Source organism: Methylorubrum podarium (assembly GCF_040270385.1).
GTDB classification, from domain to species: Bacteria; Pseudomonadota; Alphaproteobacteria; order Rhizobiales; family Beijerinckiaceae; genus Methylobacterium; species Methylobacterium podarium.
This window is the reverse complement of sequence record NZ_JBELQE010000116.1, coordinates 55,688-68,509: the sequence shown is the minus strand read 5'-3', so window position 1 is coordinate 68,509 and position 12,822 is coordinate 55,688. Positions and strand designations below refer to the sequence as shown.

General features: G+C 67.1%; 20 protein-coding genes. 13 read left to right on the top strand and 7 right to left on the bottom strand.

Annotated features, from left to right (window positions below):
- From ABS772_RS22375 to ABS772_RS22315, 13 genes are all read left to right on the top strand, one after another.
- The coding region (locus ABS772_RS22375; protein ID WP_456238272.1) for an EF-Tu C-terminal domain-related protein at window positions 1-155 on the top strand (155 nt) is incomplete at its 5' end.
- 87 nt (window positions 156-242) lie between these two features.
- A complete protein-coding gene (gene rpsJ / locus ABS772_RS22370) occupies window positions 243-551 on the top strand; it encodes a 30S ribosomal protein S10 (protein WP_003597088.1) in 309 nt (102 codons plus the stop codon).
- A gap of 50 nt (window positions 552-601) precedes the next feature.
- Window positions 602-1,354: a 50S ribosomal protein L3 gene (gene rplC, locus ABS772_RS22365; RefSeq protein ID WP_238255211.1), complete on the top strand. Its 753-nt coding sequence runs from the start codon at window positions 602-604 to the stop codon at window positions 1,352-1,354.
- Entirely contained in the window at window positions 1,354-1,974 is a 621-nt protein-coding gene (gene rplD, locus ABS772_RS22360; RefSeq protein WP_017485510.1) for a 50S ribosomal protein L4, read from the top strand. Before rplC ends, rplD begins: the two co-directional genes overlap by 1 nt.
- The gene (locus ABS772_RS22355; protein WP_238255212.1) at window positions 1,971-2,267 is read left to right on the top strand and encodes a 50S ribosomal protein L23; all 297 of its coding nucleotides are present in this window, start codon (window positions 1,971-1,973) and stop codon (window positions 2,265-2,267) included. Before rplD ends, ABS772_RS22355 begins: the two co-directional genes overlap by 4 nt.
- A gap of 25 nt (window positions 2,268-2,292) precedes the next feature.
- On the top strand, window positions 2,293-3,129 hold the full coding sequence (rplB, locus tag ABS772_RS22350) for a 50S ribosomal protein L2 (RefSeq protein ID WP_012454029.1): 837 nt from the start codon (window positions 2,293-2,295) through the stop codon (window positions 3,127-3,129).
- Window positions 3,130-3,134: 5 nt separating this feature from the next.
- The gene (gene rpsS, locus ABS772_RS22345; RefSeq protein WP_003597098.1) at window positions 3,135-3,413 is read left to right on the top strand and encodes a 30S ribosomal protein S19; all 279 of its coding nucleotides are present in this window, start codon (window positions 3,135-3,137) and stop codon (window positions 3,411-3,413) included.
- 1 nt (window position 3,414) lies between these two features.
- Window positions 3,415-3,798 carry a 50S ribosomal protein L22 gene (gene rplV / locus ABS772_RS22340; protein ID WP_009865531.1) on the top strand — a complete coding sequence of 128 codons (384 nt, stop codon included), beginning with the start codon at window positions 3,415-3,417 and terminating at the stop codon, window positions 3,796-3,798.
- 10 nt (window positions 3,799-3,808) lie between these two features.
- Window positions 3,809-4,555 carry a 30S ribosomal protein S3 gene (rpsC, locus tag ABS772_RS22335; RefSeq protein ID WP_238255213.1) on the top strand — a complete coding sequence of 249 codons (747 nt, stop codon included), beginning with the start codon at window positions 3,809-3,811 and terminating at the stop codon, window positions 4,553-4,555.
- 34 nt (window positions 4,556-4,589) lie between these two features.
- Entirely contained in the window at window positions 4,590-5,003 is a 414-nt protein-coding gene (gene rplP, locus ABS772_RS22330; protein WP_238255214.1) for a 50S ribosomal protein L16, read from the top strand.
- 12 nt (window positions 5,004-5,015) lie between these two features.
- The gene (rpmC, locus tag ABS772_RS22325) at window positions 5,016-5,231 is read left to right on the top strand and encodes a 50S ribosomal protein L29 (RefSeq protein ID WP_003597107.1); all 216 of its coding nucleotides are present in this window, start codon (window positions 5,016-5,018) and stop codon (window positions 5,229-5,231) included.
- An 11-nt stretch (window positions 5,232-5,242) separates the two neighbouring features.
- Entirely contained in the window at window positions 5,243-5,509 is a 267-nt protein-coding gene (rpsQ, locus tag ABS772_RS22320; RefSeq protein WP_238255215.1) for a 30S ribosomal protein S17, read from the top strand.
- 623 nt (window positions 5,510-6,132) lie between these two features.
- Window positions 6,133-7,521 carry an ATP-binding protein gene (locus ABS772_RS22315; RefSeq protein ID WP_350396916.1) on the top strand — a complete coding sequence of 463 codons (1,389 nt, stop codon included), beginning with the start codon at window positions 6,133-6,135 and terminating at the stop codon, window positions 7,519-7,521.
- Between the two features lie 98 nt (window positions 7,522-7,619).
- Here ABS772_RS22315 and ABS772_RS22310 read toward each other — a convergent pair whose 3' ends face one another.
- The 7 genes from ABS772_RS22310 to rpsM all read right to left on the bottom strand — a co-directional run bounded on the left by ABS772_RS22310 (window position 7,620) and on the right by rpsM (window position 12,688).
- Window positions 7,620-8,078: an NUDIX hydrolase gene (locus tag ABS772_RS22310; protein ID WP_238256439.1), complete on the bottom strand. Its 459-nt coding sequence runs from the start codon at window positions 8,076-8,078 to the stop codon at window positions 7,620-7,622.
- Between the two features lie 243 nt (window positions 8,079-8,321).
- Window positions 8,322-8,786: a MarR family winged helix-turn-helix transcriptional regulator gene (locus tag ABS772_RS22305; RefSeq protein ID WP_238256438.1), complete on the bottom strand. Its 465-nt coding sequence runs from the start codon at window positions 8,784-8,786 to the stop codon at window positions 8,322-8,324.
- A 293-nt stretch (window positions 8,787-9,079) separates the two neighbouring features.
- Window positions 9,080-9,496: a 50S ribosomal protein L17 gene (gene rplQ, locus ABS772_RS22300; protein WP_350396914.1), complete on the bottom strand. Its 417-nt coding sequence runs from the start codon at window positions 9,494-9,496 to the stop codon at window positions 9,080-9,082.
- A gap of 226 nt (window positions 9,497-9,722) precedes the next feature.
- Window positions 9,723-10,760, bottom strand: a complete 1,038-nt coding sequence (locus tag ABS772_RS22295; protein WP_350396913.1) for a DNA-directed RNA polymerase subunit alpha — start codon at window positions 10,758-10,760, stop codon at window positions 9,723-9,725.
- Between the two features lie 78 nt (window positions 10,761-10,838).
- Complete coding sequence (locus ABS772_RS22290) at window positions 10,839-11,720, bottom strand: MBL fold metallo-hydrolase (protein ID WP_350396912.1); 882 nt, start codon at window positions 11,718-11,720, stop codon at window positions 10,839-10,841.
- A 37-nt stretch (window positions 11,721-11,757) separates the two neighbouring features.
- Window positions 11,758-12,147 carry a 30S ribosomal protein S11 gene (gene rpsK / locus ABS772_RS22285; protein WP_009866710.1) on the bottom strand — a complete coding sequence of 130 codons (390 nt, stop codon included), beginning with the start codon at window positions 12,145-12,147 and terminating at the stop codon, window positions 11,758-11,760.
- Window positions 12,148-12,319: 172 nt separating this feature from the next.
- Window positions 12,320-12,688, bottom strand: a complete 369-nt coding sequence (rpsM, locus tag ABS772_RS22280) for a 30S ribosomal protein S13 (RefSeq protein WP_238255384.1) — start codon at window positions 12,686-12,688, stop codon at window positions 12,320-12,322.
- Window positions 12,689-12,822: the final 134 nt, after the last annotated feature.

Sequence of the window (12,822 nt, the reverse complement as noted above, 5' to 3'; positions counted from 1 at the left end):
TGCCCGAGGGCACCGAGATGGTGATGCCGGGCGACAACGTGACCATGGACGTGGTGCTGATCGTGCCGGTGGCCATGGAAGAGAAGCTGCGCTTCGCTATCCGCGAGGGCGGCCGTACCGTCGGGGCCGGCGTCGTCGCCGCCATCAACGACTAACCGCCACCGCGAAGCATCATCGACAGGGGACGTAAGAGGGGCGGGCCCTCGCGCCCGCCCTTCCAACGTTTCCGCCGAGGTCAGGTCATGAACGGTCAGAACATCCGCATTCGCCTCAAGGCGTTCGATCACCGCATCCTCGATGCGTCCACCAAGGAGATCGTCTCGACCGCGCGCCGCACCGGCGCGCAGATCCGGGGCCCGATCCCGCTGCCGACGCATATCGAGAAGTTCACGGTGAACCGCTCGCCGCACATCGACAAGAAGTCGCGCGAACAATTCGAGATGCGCACGCACAAGCGGGTGCTCGATATCGTCGACCCGACGCCGCAGACCGTGGACGCGCTGATGAAGCTCGACCTCGCCGCTGGCGTGGACGTGGAGATCAAGCTCTAAGTCCGCGCTGGATTTAGAGCTTACCGTTTCATCGCGCGAGGGAGAGACCTATGCGCTCAGGCGTCATCGCACGGAAGGTCGGCATGACCCGCGTCTTCACGGACGCTGGCGAGCATGTGCCCGTCACCGTGCTCCAAATCGATCAGTGCCAGGTCGTGGCACACCGCACGACCGAGAAGGACGGCTACGTCGCCCTCCAGGTCGGCGTCGGCAAGGCCAAGGTGAAGAACGTGTCGCAGGCCGAGCGCGGCCGCTTCGCGGTCGCCAAGGTCGAGCCCAAGAAGAAGCTCGCCGAGTTCCGCGTGTCCGAGGACGCGCTGATCCCGGTCGGTGCCGAGATCACCGCGGACCACTTCATCCCGGGCCAGTTCGTCGACGTGACGGGCACCACCACGGGTAAGGGCTTCGCCGGCGGTATGAAGCGCTGGAACTTCGGCGGTCTGCGCGCCACCCACGGCGTGTCGATCTCCCACCGCTCGATCGGTTCGACCGGTGGCCGCCAGGATCCGGGCAAGACCTTCAAGAACAAGAAGATGCCGGGCCATCTGGGCGTCGAGCGCGTCACCACGCAGAACCTCAAGGTCGTGCGCACCGATCCGGAGCGCGGCCTGATCCTCGTCGAGGGCGCCGTTCCCGGCGTCGCCGGCGGCTGGATCCAGGTTCGCGACTCGGTGAAGCGCAAGCTGCCGGCCGACGTGCCGCTGCCGGGCAAGTTCCGTGAGAACGGTTCCGCCGGCGCGTCCCAGGTCGAGGCGGCCCCCGAGGCCCAGGCTGTCGCTCCTGCGTCCGAGGAGAACGCGTGATGAAACTCGATATCACCACGCTCGACGGCGGCTCCGCCGGCTCGGTCGAGCTCAACGAGGCGATCTTCGGCCTGGAGCCGCGCGCCGATATCCTGCAGCGCATGGTGCGCTACCAGCTCGCCAAGCGGCGCGCCGGCACCCACGCGGTCAAGAACCGCTCGGACGTCGATCGCACCTCGAAGAAGCTGTACAAGCAGAAGGGCACCGGCAACGCCCGTCACGGCGCGGCCTCCGCTCCGCAGTTCCGCGGCGGCGGCCGGGCCTTCGGTCCGGTGGTGCGCGACCACAGCCACGACCTGCCCAAGAAGGTCCGTGCGCTCGCCCTCAAGCACGCCCTGTCGTCGAAGGCCAAGGCCTCGACCCTGATCGTCGTCGACGACATCAAGGTCGACAGCCACAAGACCAAGGCGATGATCGAGCGCTTCGAGAAGCTCGGCTTGTCGAGCGCGCTGATCATCGGCGGTTCGGAGGTCGACGAGAACTTCGGTCGCGCCGCCCGCGCCATCCCGAAGATCGACGTGCTGCCCGTCCAGGGCATCAACGTCTACGACATCCTGCGTCGTGACACGCTCGTGCTGACGCGCGCCGCCGTCGATGCGCTGGAGGAGCGTTTCAAATGAGTGCCGATCCGCGCCACTACGATGTGATCGTCTCCCCCGTCATCACGGAGAAGGCGACCAACCTCACCGAGCAGAACAAGGTCGTCTTCCGGGTTGCCCCGAAGGCCACCAAGCCGCAGATCAAGGAAGCGGTCGAGAAGCTGTTCGACGTCAAGGTCACGAGCGTCAACACGCTCACGACCAAGGGCAAGAAGAAGTTCTTCCGCGGGCAGCGCGGGCAGCGTTCGGACGTGAAGAAGGCGATCGTGACCCTCGCCGAGGGTGATACGATCGACGTCACGACCGGCCTCTGAGACTTGAAGCGTTAGGATCAAGCCGATGGCCTTGAAGACATTCAAACCGGTCACGCCGAGCCTGCGCCAGCTCGTGCTCGTCGACCGCCGTGAGCTCTACAAGGGCAAGCCGGTAAAGGCGCTGACCGAGGGCAAGAGCTCCTCGGGCGGCCGCAACAACCTGGGCCGCATCACCGTCCGCTTCCGCGGCGGTGGCCACAAGCGGGTCCTGCGCAACGTCGACTTCAAGCGTCGCGAGAACCTCAACGTTCCCGCGACGGTGGAGCGGATCGAGTACGATCCCAACCGCACCGCCTTCATCGCGCTCATCACCTTCCCCGACGGGAAGCAGAGCTACATCCTCGCCCCCCAGCGCCTGTCTCCGGGCGACAAGGTGGTGGCCGGTGAGAGCGTCGACGTGAAGCCGGGCAATGCCGGTCCGATCGGTTCGATGCCGGTGGGCACCATCGTCCACAACGTCGAGCTGAAGATCGGCAAGGGCGGCGCGATCGCCCGCTCCGCCGGCAACTACGCTCAGATCGTCGGCCGCGACCAGGGCTACGTGACGCTGCGCCTGAACTCGGGCGAGCAGCGCCTCGTCCACGGTCAGTGCTTCGCCAGCGTCGGTGCGGTCTCGAACCCGGACCACATGAACATCTCGCTGGGCAAGGCCGGCCGCAACCGCTGGCTCGGCAAGCGCCCGCACAACCGCGGCGTCGCCATGAACCCGGTCGATCACCCGCACGGCGGCGGCGAGGGTCGTACCTCGGGCGGCCGGAACCCGGTCACGCCCTGGGGCGTGCCCACCAAGGGGAAGAAGACCCGGTCCAACAAGCGGACCGACACCTTCATCCTGTCCAGCCGCCATAACCGCAAGAAGTAACAGCCATGGCACGTTCCCTCTGGAAAGGGCCGTTCGTCGACGGCTACCTCCTCAAGAAGGCCGACGCCGCCCGCGGCGGCAGCCGCAACGAGGTCGTCAAGATCTGGAGCCGCCGCTCCACGATTCTCCCGCAGTTCGTCGGCATCACCTTCGGTGTGCACAACGGACACAAGCATATCCCGGTCTACGTCACCGAGGAGATGGTCGGTCACAAGTTCGGCGAGTTCTCGCCGACCCGCACCTTCCCCGGTCACGCGGCCGACAAGAAGGCGAAGAGGCGCTGAGATGGGCAAGCCTGCCACCCCCCGCGCGCTCCCCGAGAACGAGGCGAAGGCCGTCGCGCGGATGCTCCGCGTGTCGCCCCAGAAGCTCAACCTCGTGGCGGCGCTGATCCGCGGCAAGAAGGTCGATACGGCCCTGGCCGACCTCGAATTCTCCCGCAAGCGCATCGCTCGCGATGTGAAGAAGTGCCTGGAGAGCGCGATCGCCAACGCCGAGAACAACCACGACCTGGACGTGGACGATCTCGTCGTGTCCCAGGCCTTCGTCGGCAAGGCGCTGGTGCTCAAGCGCTTCCACGCCCGTGCCCGCGGTCGCGGCGCGCGCATCCTGAAGCCCTTCTCGAACCTCACGATCGTGGTTCGCGAAGTGCGCGCTGAAGCGGCCTGAGGAGTTACCGATGGGTCAGAAGATCAATCCGATCGGCCTGCGTCTCGGCATCAACCGGACCTGGGATTCCCGCTGGTTCGCCGAGAAGGGCGAGTACGCCAAGCTGATGCACGAGGACGTGGCCATCCGCGCCGCCCTCATGAAGCAGCTCAAGCAGGCCGCCGTCTCGAAGATCGTCATCGAGCGCCCGCACCGGAAGTGCCGCGTCACCATCCACTCGGGTCGTCCGGGCGTGGTGATCGGCAAGAAGGGCGCGGACATCGAGAAGCTGCGCAAGCTCGTCGGCACGATGACCAAGGCCGACGTGACGATCAACATCGTCGAGGTGCGCAAGCCCGAGGTCGACGCTACGCTGGTGGCCGAGTCCATCGCGCAGCAGCTCGAGCGCCGCGTCGCCTTCCGTCGCGCCATGAAGCGCGCCGTGCAGTCGGCCATGCGTCTCGGCGCCGAGGGCATCCGCATCAACTGCGCCGGCCGTCTCGGCGGCGCGGAGATCGCGCGCACGGAGTGGTACCGCGAGGGCCGCGTTCCCCTGCACACCCTGCGCGCCGACGTCGATTACGGCACCGCCACCGCGTTCACCACCTACGGTACCTGCGGTATCAAGGTGTGGGTGTTCAAGGGCGAGATCCTCGAGCACGATCCGATGGCGCAGGACAAGCGCGCCCAGGAAGAGGGCGGCCGTTCCGGCGGGCGCCGCGAGCGTGACGGCGACGACCGTGGTGGCCGTGGCCGCCGCGATCACGCCAACGCGTAATCGCGAGCCACCTGGAGAATGATGAGAGGCTGCCATGCTGCAACCCAAGAAGACCAAGTTCCGTAAGCAGTTCAAGGGACGCATCCATGGCGCGGCCAAGGGCGGCTTTGAGCTGAACTTCGGCCAGTTCGGCCTCAAGTGCCTGGAGCCGGAGCGCATCACCGCGCGGCAGATCGAGGCGGCCCGCCGCGCGATCACCCGCGAGATGAAGCGTCAGGGCCGCGTGTGGATCCGGGTGTTCCCGGATCTCCCCGTCACCGCCAAGCCCACCGAGGTCCGCATGGGCTCCGGTAAGGGCGCGCCGGAATACTGGGCCGCCCGCGTCCATCCCGGCCGCATCATGTTCGAGGTCGATGGCGTCGCCGAGGAGATCGCCCGCGAGGCGCTCCGCCTCGGTGCCGCGAAGCTGCCGGTGCGCACCCGCGTCATCCAGCGCATCGCTGATTGATAGGAAGAGATCATGAAGTCCGATCAGAGACTGTCTGATCTGCGCGCGCTGTCGGCGGATCAGCTTTCCGACGAGCTCATCAGCCTGAAGAAGGAGCAGTTCAACCTGCGCTTCCAGGGCGCGACGGGCCAGCTCGAGAACGTCGCCCGGGTCCGTGAGGTCCGCCGCGACATCGCCCGTGTCCGCACGCTGCAGCGTCAGAAGACGCTGGACGCGGCCAAGGCCTGAGGAGATTCCACATGCCCAAGCGCGTCCTTCAAGGCGTCGTCGTCAGCGACAAGACCGATAAGACCATCGTCGTGAAGGTGGAGCGTCGCTTCACCCACCCGGTGATGAAGAAGACGGTCCGCCGCTCGAAGAACTACCATGCGCACGACGAGGCCAATGCGGCCAAGGTCGGCCAGACGGTGTTCATCGAGGAGTCCCGTCCCTATTCCAAGACCAAGACCTGGAAGTTGGTCGAGGATCAGGCGGCGGCGGCCGAGGCGGCCGGCACGGCGGCCTGATCGTTCCGGCAGGAACGACGGAGTTTCGAGGCGGGCGCGGGAGCTGAGGCTCTCGCGCCCGCTTTCGTTTGCGCCCGGCTAATCGTCGAACCGGCGCAGCCTGCCCGCAGCACGCATCCTCCGCGGTGGTCCAGACTTGCAGGCCGAGTGCCCGTAAGGCGCCATTGAGAACGGTCGTGGAAGCGGGAGTTGTGGCCGAGAGCATCGCGACGAGGAGGGGGCAGCCTCGGCAGGTGCAGTGGACCTGCGCCGGCCATGGGATGACCCGTGCCCAAAGCCGCTGCCTCGGGAGCCGGCTGGGAGTGCGACGCCACGCTCCGCGATCAACAGCACGCGCGACATGCGTCCCATCCGGAGCAACGGCGGATCGAGGAAGGCGAGCCTGCTCGCGATGAAAGCCCGGACGGGGCGCAAGACGAACTATCAAATAATCCGGCGTGATCTGGAAATCGGAGTCCTAAGGACTATATTATATGCGAACCGTGCGCATCTAAGTAAATTTGATAAAATCAGCCTAGTTTAAGATATTTATATGATCTGCGCCTGTGGCTATTCCTGACCTTCAGCCGACAAGCTCTGTGAAGGCCCTGCAAAGGTGCGGTGGCCCTTGAAGGAGCGCAGGAATGTCCCGCAACTTCGACCAAGCGTGGGAAGCACTCGTCGCACATTTCGGCGCCGAGCAGGTCAACGGCATCACGAGTTCGCGCCGACAGTTCGGAGCGCACCTGCTGCCCGACCTCCAGGCGACCGTAACGGATCGGATCGATCCGTTCGCGCCCACGCTGCTGGGCGTGCATCAGTTCCACGATCAGTTGCCCCTGACCATCTCCAGCCTGCTGGTCCGGCAGGGCGACTACACGATCTCCGTCACGCCGCTCCAATACAAGGACATGGATGTCGGCGAGGCGGAGCCGTTCTCCGCCCTGAACAACGGTCTCTGGCTTTTCCGGGTCGATGGGCGGCCGATTGCTGTGCTGCTTTCGCAATATACAAAGTTCCGTGAAGGGACCTTCACGCAGGTCGAAATCGCGACCCTGTCGGATCCCGCGTCGCTGGCGTTCGCCCGCGGCTTCCTCGCTGCCGTTCAATCGGCCGGCGCGAACTCCGCGCTCTATCGCGGCAAGGTCCTCTCCTTCGAAGCCGGGTCGGACTATTCCGGCATGAAGGCGGCCCTGCAGGTGCACAAGCTGCCCGTCGTCACGCGCGAGGCCGTGATCCTCGACGCCGCGACGATGGCGCGGCTCGATCGGCACGTCTTCGAGTTCGACCGCCACCGCGACGCGCTCAGGCGGCTCGGGCAATCGACGCGAAAGGGGCTCCTGCTCTACGGCCCGCCCGGCACCGGCAAAACCCATGTCATCCGCTACGTCGCATCGAACCTTCCCGAGCGTACGACGGTGCTCATCACCGCGGAGGAAGTCGCCAACCTCGATCGCTACATGCTGCTCGCCCGCACCCTCCAGCCCAGCATCGTCGTGCTGGAGGATGTCGATCTCGTCGGGCGCTCCCGCGAGGGCATGAACAGCCCGAAGACCGAGGTTCTCCTCAACCGCCTTCTCAACGAGATGGACGGTCTGCGCGACGACGCCGACGTGCTCTTCATCCTCACCACCAACCGTCCCGAGGAGATCGAGGAGGCGCTGGCCTCGCGGCCCGGTCGCGTGGACGAGGCGATCGAGATCGCGAATCCGGACGCCACCTGCCGCGGCCGGCTCGTCGCCCTCTACGGCCAAGCCCTCACCTTCGAGGACGGAACGGTCGAGGCCATCGTTGCCCGATCGGAGGGAGCCAGCGCGGCTTTCATCAAGGAGATGGTCCGTCGTCTCGCCCAGGCCGCCATCGCCGCAGGCTCCGACAACCGGATCACGGCTGCGACGGTCGAATCCGTCCTCGGAGAAGCGGTCGGCAGCGGCAGCCGCATCGGCCGCCGGATCGTCGGCCTCGCATCCGCCGCGTCCGGGCGGGCGGGGAGGGAGGCGCCGCCCTTCGACGGCTGCGGCGAGGATCTCTAGAGCCGCGTCAGGCTGGCAAGGCGCGTGAGCTGCACCGCGCCCGCCGAGCCGGCCCGTGGCCGCTCTGACGCGCCAGGGCGCATCGGCGCAGCCCGCCCTCAGCGCTTCTTCTTCGGGTCCCGGTTGCCCGCCGCGCGGATCAGGCCGGCGAGGCCCGCCTCGATGACCATCTCGGCGGCCTCGGACGGGGAGAACCAGCGCGCCTCGCGCTGGCCCCGCTCGGGAAACTTCTTGAGCTGCTTGCGCACCTCGAGCGGGAACACCGTCACTTGGCAGAGCACCGCGTCCCGGCTCTTCAGGCGCTTCTCGTAGAGATAGAAGCCGATCGGGCGCTTGCCGACCCGGCCGACGATGCCGGCCTCCTCGTAGGCCTCGCGGGCGGCCGCCTCGAACGGCTTGCGCCCCTTCATCGGCCAGCCCTTCGGGATAATCCAGCGCCGCGTCTCGCGGGAGGTGACGAGCAGGATCTCCGTCCCGCCCTCGGGGGTCCGGCGCATCGGCAGCACGCCGACCTGGGGCCGCGCTTCGCGGCTGCTCTCGATCGGGCCGGCCGTCATACTTCTGAAACGCCCTGCGGCCGGCGCAGTTCGCGCTCAGCTTTTGCCGCCGGGCCTGCCCCGAGCGGGCACCGACAAGGCCAAACTTCCTTGAAGGATTGATGACGGGAGAGCACGTCGCTGCGATCGAAGCTGCCGTCGCCGTCAAGCATTGAGCGACAAGGGTCACTACCGGAAGCGGGGGCCCGACCTCAACAGAAATTTAACCGGCAAAATGACTTGTGGCGCCCCGTTTCTCGGCCGTCAGCTCGTGGTCGAGAGATTCTCGATGAGCGCGTTCAGATCGGCCCGCATGGCCTGGATCTCCGGCTCCGACATGTTGAGCTGGCACATGACGGATTGGCGGACGGCAATCGCCTCCGACCGGAGCGCGCGCCCCTGATCGGTCAGGGCGATCTCGACCTCCCGCTCGTCGGATTGACGGCGGCTGCGATTGAGCAGGCCGCTCGTTTCGAGCCGCTTCAGGACGGGGGTGAGCGTGCCGGAATCCAGCCGCAGGCGCCGGCCGATCTCGGAGACGGTGATGCCGTCGTTCTCCCAGAGCACGAGCAGGACGAGGTATTGCGGGTAGGTCAGCCCCATCCGTTCGAGCATCGGCCGGTAGGATTTCGTCATCCGGTGGGCCGCGGCGTAGAGCGCGTAGCAGAGCTGGTTGTCGAGGAGCAGCGGATCCCTCAGCAGCTCGGCGCTCTCGTTGGGAGCATTCACGGTTCACATCCTGCCGTTCGACAACGCCTTCCGACCGGACACGCCAGGAAGAGGGGCGCCGACCTGCCGGTGATCTTCGACCCTGCCGCGTTTCCCGACGATAACGGATGCAAGACGGCAAGGCATATGCACAATTGTCCCAGTGCCCGCATGCCGGCGCTTTCTCCACCGCCGGTTCGAACGTTCGTTCTTACCCCTCTTGAGCGAACACGCAAAAAGGCGGCCCTGGGGCCGCCTTTCGCATCCGGTCGCATTGTCACGCGTTCCGCCGCCGGTGACGGCGGGGAACGACCTCAGGCGGCGTCGGCGGTCTCGACCGCGGTCGGGCCGGAATCCTTGCCGCGGGCATCGACGTCGCGATCCACGAACTCGATGACGGCCATCGGCGCGTTGTCGCCGTAGCGGAAGCCGGCCTTCATGATGCGGCAGTAGCCGCCCGGACGCGACTGGTAGCGCGGCCCGAGCACCGTGAAGAGCTTCTTGACCATGTCCGCGTCGCGGATCTGGGCCATGGCGAGGCGGCGGGCGTGGATGCTGTCGGTGCGGCCGAGCGAGATCAGCTTCTCGACGACCGGACGCAGGTCCTTGGCCTTCGGCAGGGTGGTGACGATCTGCTCGTGCTTGATCAGCGCGGCGGACATGTTGGCGAACATCGCCTTGCGATGCTCGGCGGTGCGGTTGAAGCGGCGGCCGCGATAGGCGTGACGCATGGTGGCTGGTCCTTCTCAGTCACGGCCGCCGTGCCACGGTACGGCCGAGTGCCCTGGGGGCTGTTTTCAGGAAATCCGCGTAACCCAGCGGCGGGATTCTTTTGGAAGTGCCCGCCCCGGCTTCGCTGGGGCGGGAGGTTGAGCCGCCCGGTTGAGCGACGGATCGGATCGGCCAAACAAGCGGCGCCGTGAAGCGCCGCCAAGTTAAGCCCGAGGCGGCCTCGCCTCAGTAGTGCTCCTCGAAGCGCTTGGCGAGATCCTCGATGTTCTCCGGCGGCCAGCCGGGAACGTCCATGCCGAGGTGCAAGCCCATGCCGGCGAGCACTTCCTTGATCTCGTTGAGCGACTTGCGGCCGAAGTTCGGGGTGCGCAGCATCTCGCCCTCCGACTTCTGGATCAGGTCGCCGATATAGACGATGTTGTCGTTCTTCAGGCAGTTCGCCGAACGGACCGACAGCTCCAGCTCGTCCACCTTCTTGAGCAGCGCCGGGTTGAAGGGAAGCTGCGGCGCGAGCGGGGCGGCCTCTTCCTTGCGGGGCTCCTCGAAGTTCACGAAGACCTGGAGCTGGTCCTGGATGATGCGGGCGGCGTAGGCCAGCGCGTCCTCCGGCGACACGGCGCCGTTGGTCTCGACCGTCATGGTCAGCTTGTCCTTGTCGAGATCCTGGCCCTCGCGGGTGGTCTCGACGCGGTAGCTGACCTTGGTCACCGGCGAGTAGAGCGCGTCGACCGGGATCAGGCCGATCGGCGCGTCCTCGGGGCGGTTGCGCTCGGCCGGGACGTAGCCCTTGCCGGTGGCGACGGTGAACTCCATGCGGATCTCGGCCCCGTCGTCCAGGGTGCAGATCACGAGGTCGGGGTTCAGGATCTGGATGTCGCCGACGGCGCCGATGTCGCCCGCGGTGACGAGGCCGGGGCCCGTCTTGCGCAGGGTCATGCGCTTGGGCTGGTCGGTCTGCGAGCGCAGCGCGATCGTCTTGATGTTGAGGACGATGTCGGTCACGTCCTCGCGCACGCCGGGGATCGACGAGAACTCGTGCAGCACGCCGTCGATCTGCACCGAGGTGACCGCGGCGCCCTGGAGCGAGGAGAGCAGCACGCGGCGCAGGGAGTTGCCCAGCGTCGTGCCGAAGCCGCGCTCGAGCGGCTCGGCCACCACGGTGGCGACCCGCTTCGGGTCGTCGCCGGCCGACACCTGCAGCTTGTTCGGCTTGATGAGCTCTTGCCAGTTCTTCTGAATGACCACGGTCCTACCTCTTGCCAAACCCGCGCCGCCGGCGTCCCGGAAAGCGCTTCGGCCGGCCCTTGAGCGCTCGTGGAGCGCCCGGACCGGTCCCAAAACTCACTGCGTCTCGCCGGCCACCCAGAGGGCGGGGACGAAGCTGTAGCCCGCGCCGTCGCGGGCGACGTATCCGAGCGCCGGAAACTCCAGATGCGAGCCGGCGATGAAGGTCTTCTCCGTCGCCACCTCGTCGAGCACGCGCTTGCGGGTGGCGCGCGCCTGGTCCCCGTCCACGTCGAAGGCGACGCCCGCCTCCGGCTGCTTGAACTGGATCGCCGGCATATGCACCACGTCGGTCCACATCAGCAGGGACTTGTCCCCCGATACGATCCGCATGCCGCAATGCCCCGGCGTGTGGCCGGGCAGCGGCACGGCGGTGATGCCCGGCACCAGCTCGCCGCCCTCGTGCCGGCGCAGCCGCGCACCGTAGGGCGCGACCGCCTTGCGGGCGTTCTCGAAATACGGCTTCGCCGCATCCGGCGCCCGCGACAGCGCCTCGTCGGGAAGCCAGTGCGCGGCTTCCGCGGCATGCACCACGAGCTCCGCGTTCGGATAGGCCGCGCTCCCGTCCTCCCTGATCAGCCCGCCCGCATGGTCGGGATGGAGGTGGGTGAGGAGCACGGTCTCGATTTCCTCCGGCCTGACGCCGGTGAGCGCCAGGGCGGCGGGGACCCGACCCAGGGTGGCGGGGCCGAGATGGCCGTAGCCCGAATCGATCAGCACCGGCTTGCGGCCGGCGCCGGTGACGAGGAAGGCGTTGAGCGTGACGACCGGAGCCTCGGGACGGAAGCCCGCGCGCTGGAGCGCGCCGGCCTCGTCCTTGGAGATGCCCGTGACGAGATCGAGCGAACCCTGAAACCAGCCGTCGTTGAGCGCGGTGACCGTGAGGTCGCCGATGTTCCAACGCAGGGCGCCGGGAAGGGGCTTCGATCCGTCCGCCATGGGCTTCTCCGTTCGAGAGGGCTCCGGGTCCGTCCGATCAGACGCGGCGACGCTTGCGCGGGCGGCAGCCGTTGTGCGGGATCGAGGTGACGTCGCGGATCGAGGTCACGGTGAAGCCCGCGGCCTGGAGCGCGCGCAGGGCCGACTCACGGCCCGAACCGGGGCCGGAGACCTCGACCTCGAGGGTGCGCATGCCGTGCTCGGCGGCCTTGCGGCCGGCATCCTCGGCGGCGACCTGGGCGGCGTACGGGGTCGACTTGCGCGAACCCTTGAAGCCCATCGCGCCGGCGGACGACCACGAGATCGTGTTGCCCTGGGCGTCGGTGATGGTGATCATCGTGTTGTTGAACGAGGCGTTCACGTGCGCCACGCCGGAGACGATGTTCTTGCGTTCGCGACGGCGGACGCGGGTCGGTTCCTTGGCCATTCTGTTCTCGCTGGTCCTTCAATCACGCCCGTAACACCAGGCGCTCGGGATTCTTTTGGGATTCGGCCGGACCGCTCGTGGAGTGCCGGCCTGTCACGCCGGCATCCTCAGCGGGACACTCGGCGTGACGGAAAGAAGGCCGAGCGAAGCACGGCCTTCCAACGCCAAAAAATTACTTCTTCTTGCCGGCGATCGGCTTCGCCTTGCCCTTGCGGGTGCGGGCGTTGGTGTGGGTGCGCTGGCCGCGGACCGGGAGCTGCTTGCGGTGACGCAGGCCGCGGTAGCAGCCGAGATCCATCAGGCGCTTGATGTTCATCGAGACTTCGCGGCGCAGGTCGCCCTCGACGACGTAGTCGCGGTCGATCGCCTCGCGGATCTGGAGCACCTCGGCGTCGGTGAGCTGGTTCACGCGGCGCTCGGCCGGGATGCCGACCTTCTCGGTGATCTCCTCGGCCTTCTTCGGGCCGATGCCGTGGATGTACTGGAGCGCGATGACGACGCGCTTGGCGGTCGGAATGTTGACGCCTGCGATACGGGCCAAGATGATCTCTCCATGGGCGGGTCTTTGCCCGCCGTCACAAGGAAGGTGCGCGTCCGGTGGAGGCCGGCCCCTGCGCACCCGTCCGAAACGACAAATCGGTCCGCAAGCAGCCTCCTTGAGGTGCTCTCGAACCA

Bases quoted from the DNA above. Each gene is read 5' to 3' on its own strand.
- ABS772_RS22315 (WP_350396916.1), top strand. From the start codon at position 6,133: ATGTCCCGCAACTTCGACCAAGCGTGGGAAGCACTCGTCGCACATTTC.
- ABS772_RS22310 (WP_238256439.1), bottom strand. From the start codon at position 8,078: ATGACGGCCGGCCCGATCGAGAGCAGCCGCGAAGCGCGGCCCCAGGTC.
- rplV (WP_009865531.1), top strand. From the start codon at position 3,415: ATGGGCAAGCCTGCCACCCCCCGCGCGCTCCCCGAGAACGAGGCGAAG.
- ABS772_RS22290 (WP_350396912.1), bottom strand. From the start codon at position 11,720: ATGGCGGACGGATCGAAGCCCCTTCCCGGCGCCCTGCGTTGGAACATC.
- rplB (WP_012454029.1), top strand. From the start codon at position 2,293: ATGGCCTTGAAGACATTCAAACCGGTCACGCCGAGCCTGCGCCAGCTC.
- rpsK (WP_009866710.1), bottom strand. From the start codon at position 12,147: ATGGCCAAGGAACCGACCCGCGTCCGCCGTCGCGAACGCAAGAACATC.
- rpmC (WP_003597107.1), top strand. From the start codon at position 5,016: ATGAAGTCCGATCAGAGACTGTCTGATCTGCGCGCGCTGTCGGCGGAT.
- rplD (WP_017485510.1), top strand. From the start codon at position 1,354: ATGAAACTCGATATCACCACGCTCGACGGCGGCTCCGCCGGCTCGGTC.
- rplP (WP_238255214.1), top strand. From the start codon at position 4,590: ATGCTGCAACCCAAGAAGACCAAGTTCCGTAAGCAGTTCAAGGGACGC.
- ABS772_RS22355 (WP_238255212.1), top strand. From the start codon at position 1,971: ATGAGTGCCGATCCGCGCCACTACGATGTGATCGTCTCCCCCGTCATC.
- rplC (WP_238255211.1), top strand. From the start codon at position 602: ATGCGCTCAGGCGTCATCGCACGGAAGGTCGGCATGACCCGCGTCTTC.
- rpsQ (WP_238255215.1), top strand. From the start codon at position 5,243: ATGCCCAAGCGCGTCCTTCAAGGCGTCGTCGTCAGCGACAAGACCGAT.
- rpsC (WP_238255213.1), top strand. From the start codon at position 3,809: ATGGGTCAGAAGATCAATCCGATCGGCCTGCGTCTCGGCATCAACCGG.
- rpsS (WP_003597098.1), top strand. From the start codon at position 3,135: ATGGCACGTTCCCTCTGGAAAGGGCCGTTCGTCGACGGCTACCTCCTC.
- rplQ (WP_350396914.1), bottom strand. From the start codon at position 9,496: ATGCGTCACGCCTATCGCGGCCGCCGCTTCAACCGCACCGCCGAGCAT.
- rpsJ (WP_003597088.1), top strand. From the start codon at position 243: ATGAACGGTCAGAACATCCGCATTCGCCTCAAGGCGTTCGATCACCGC.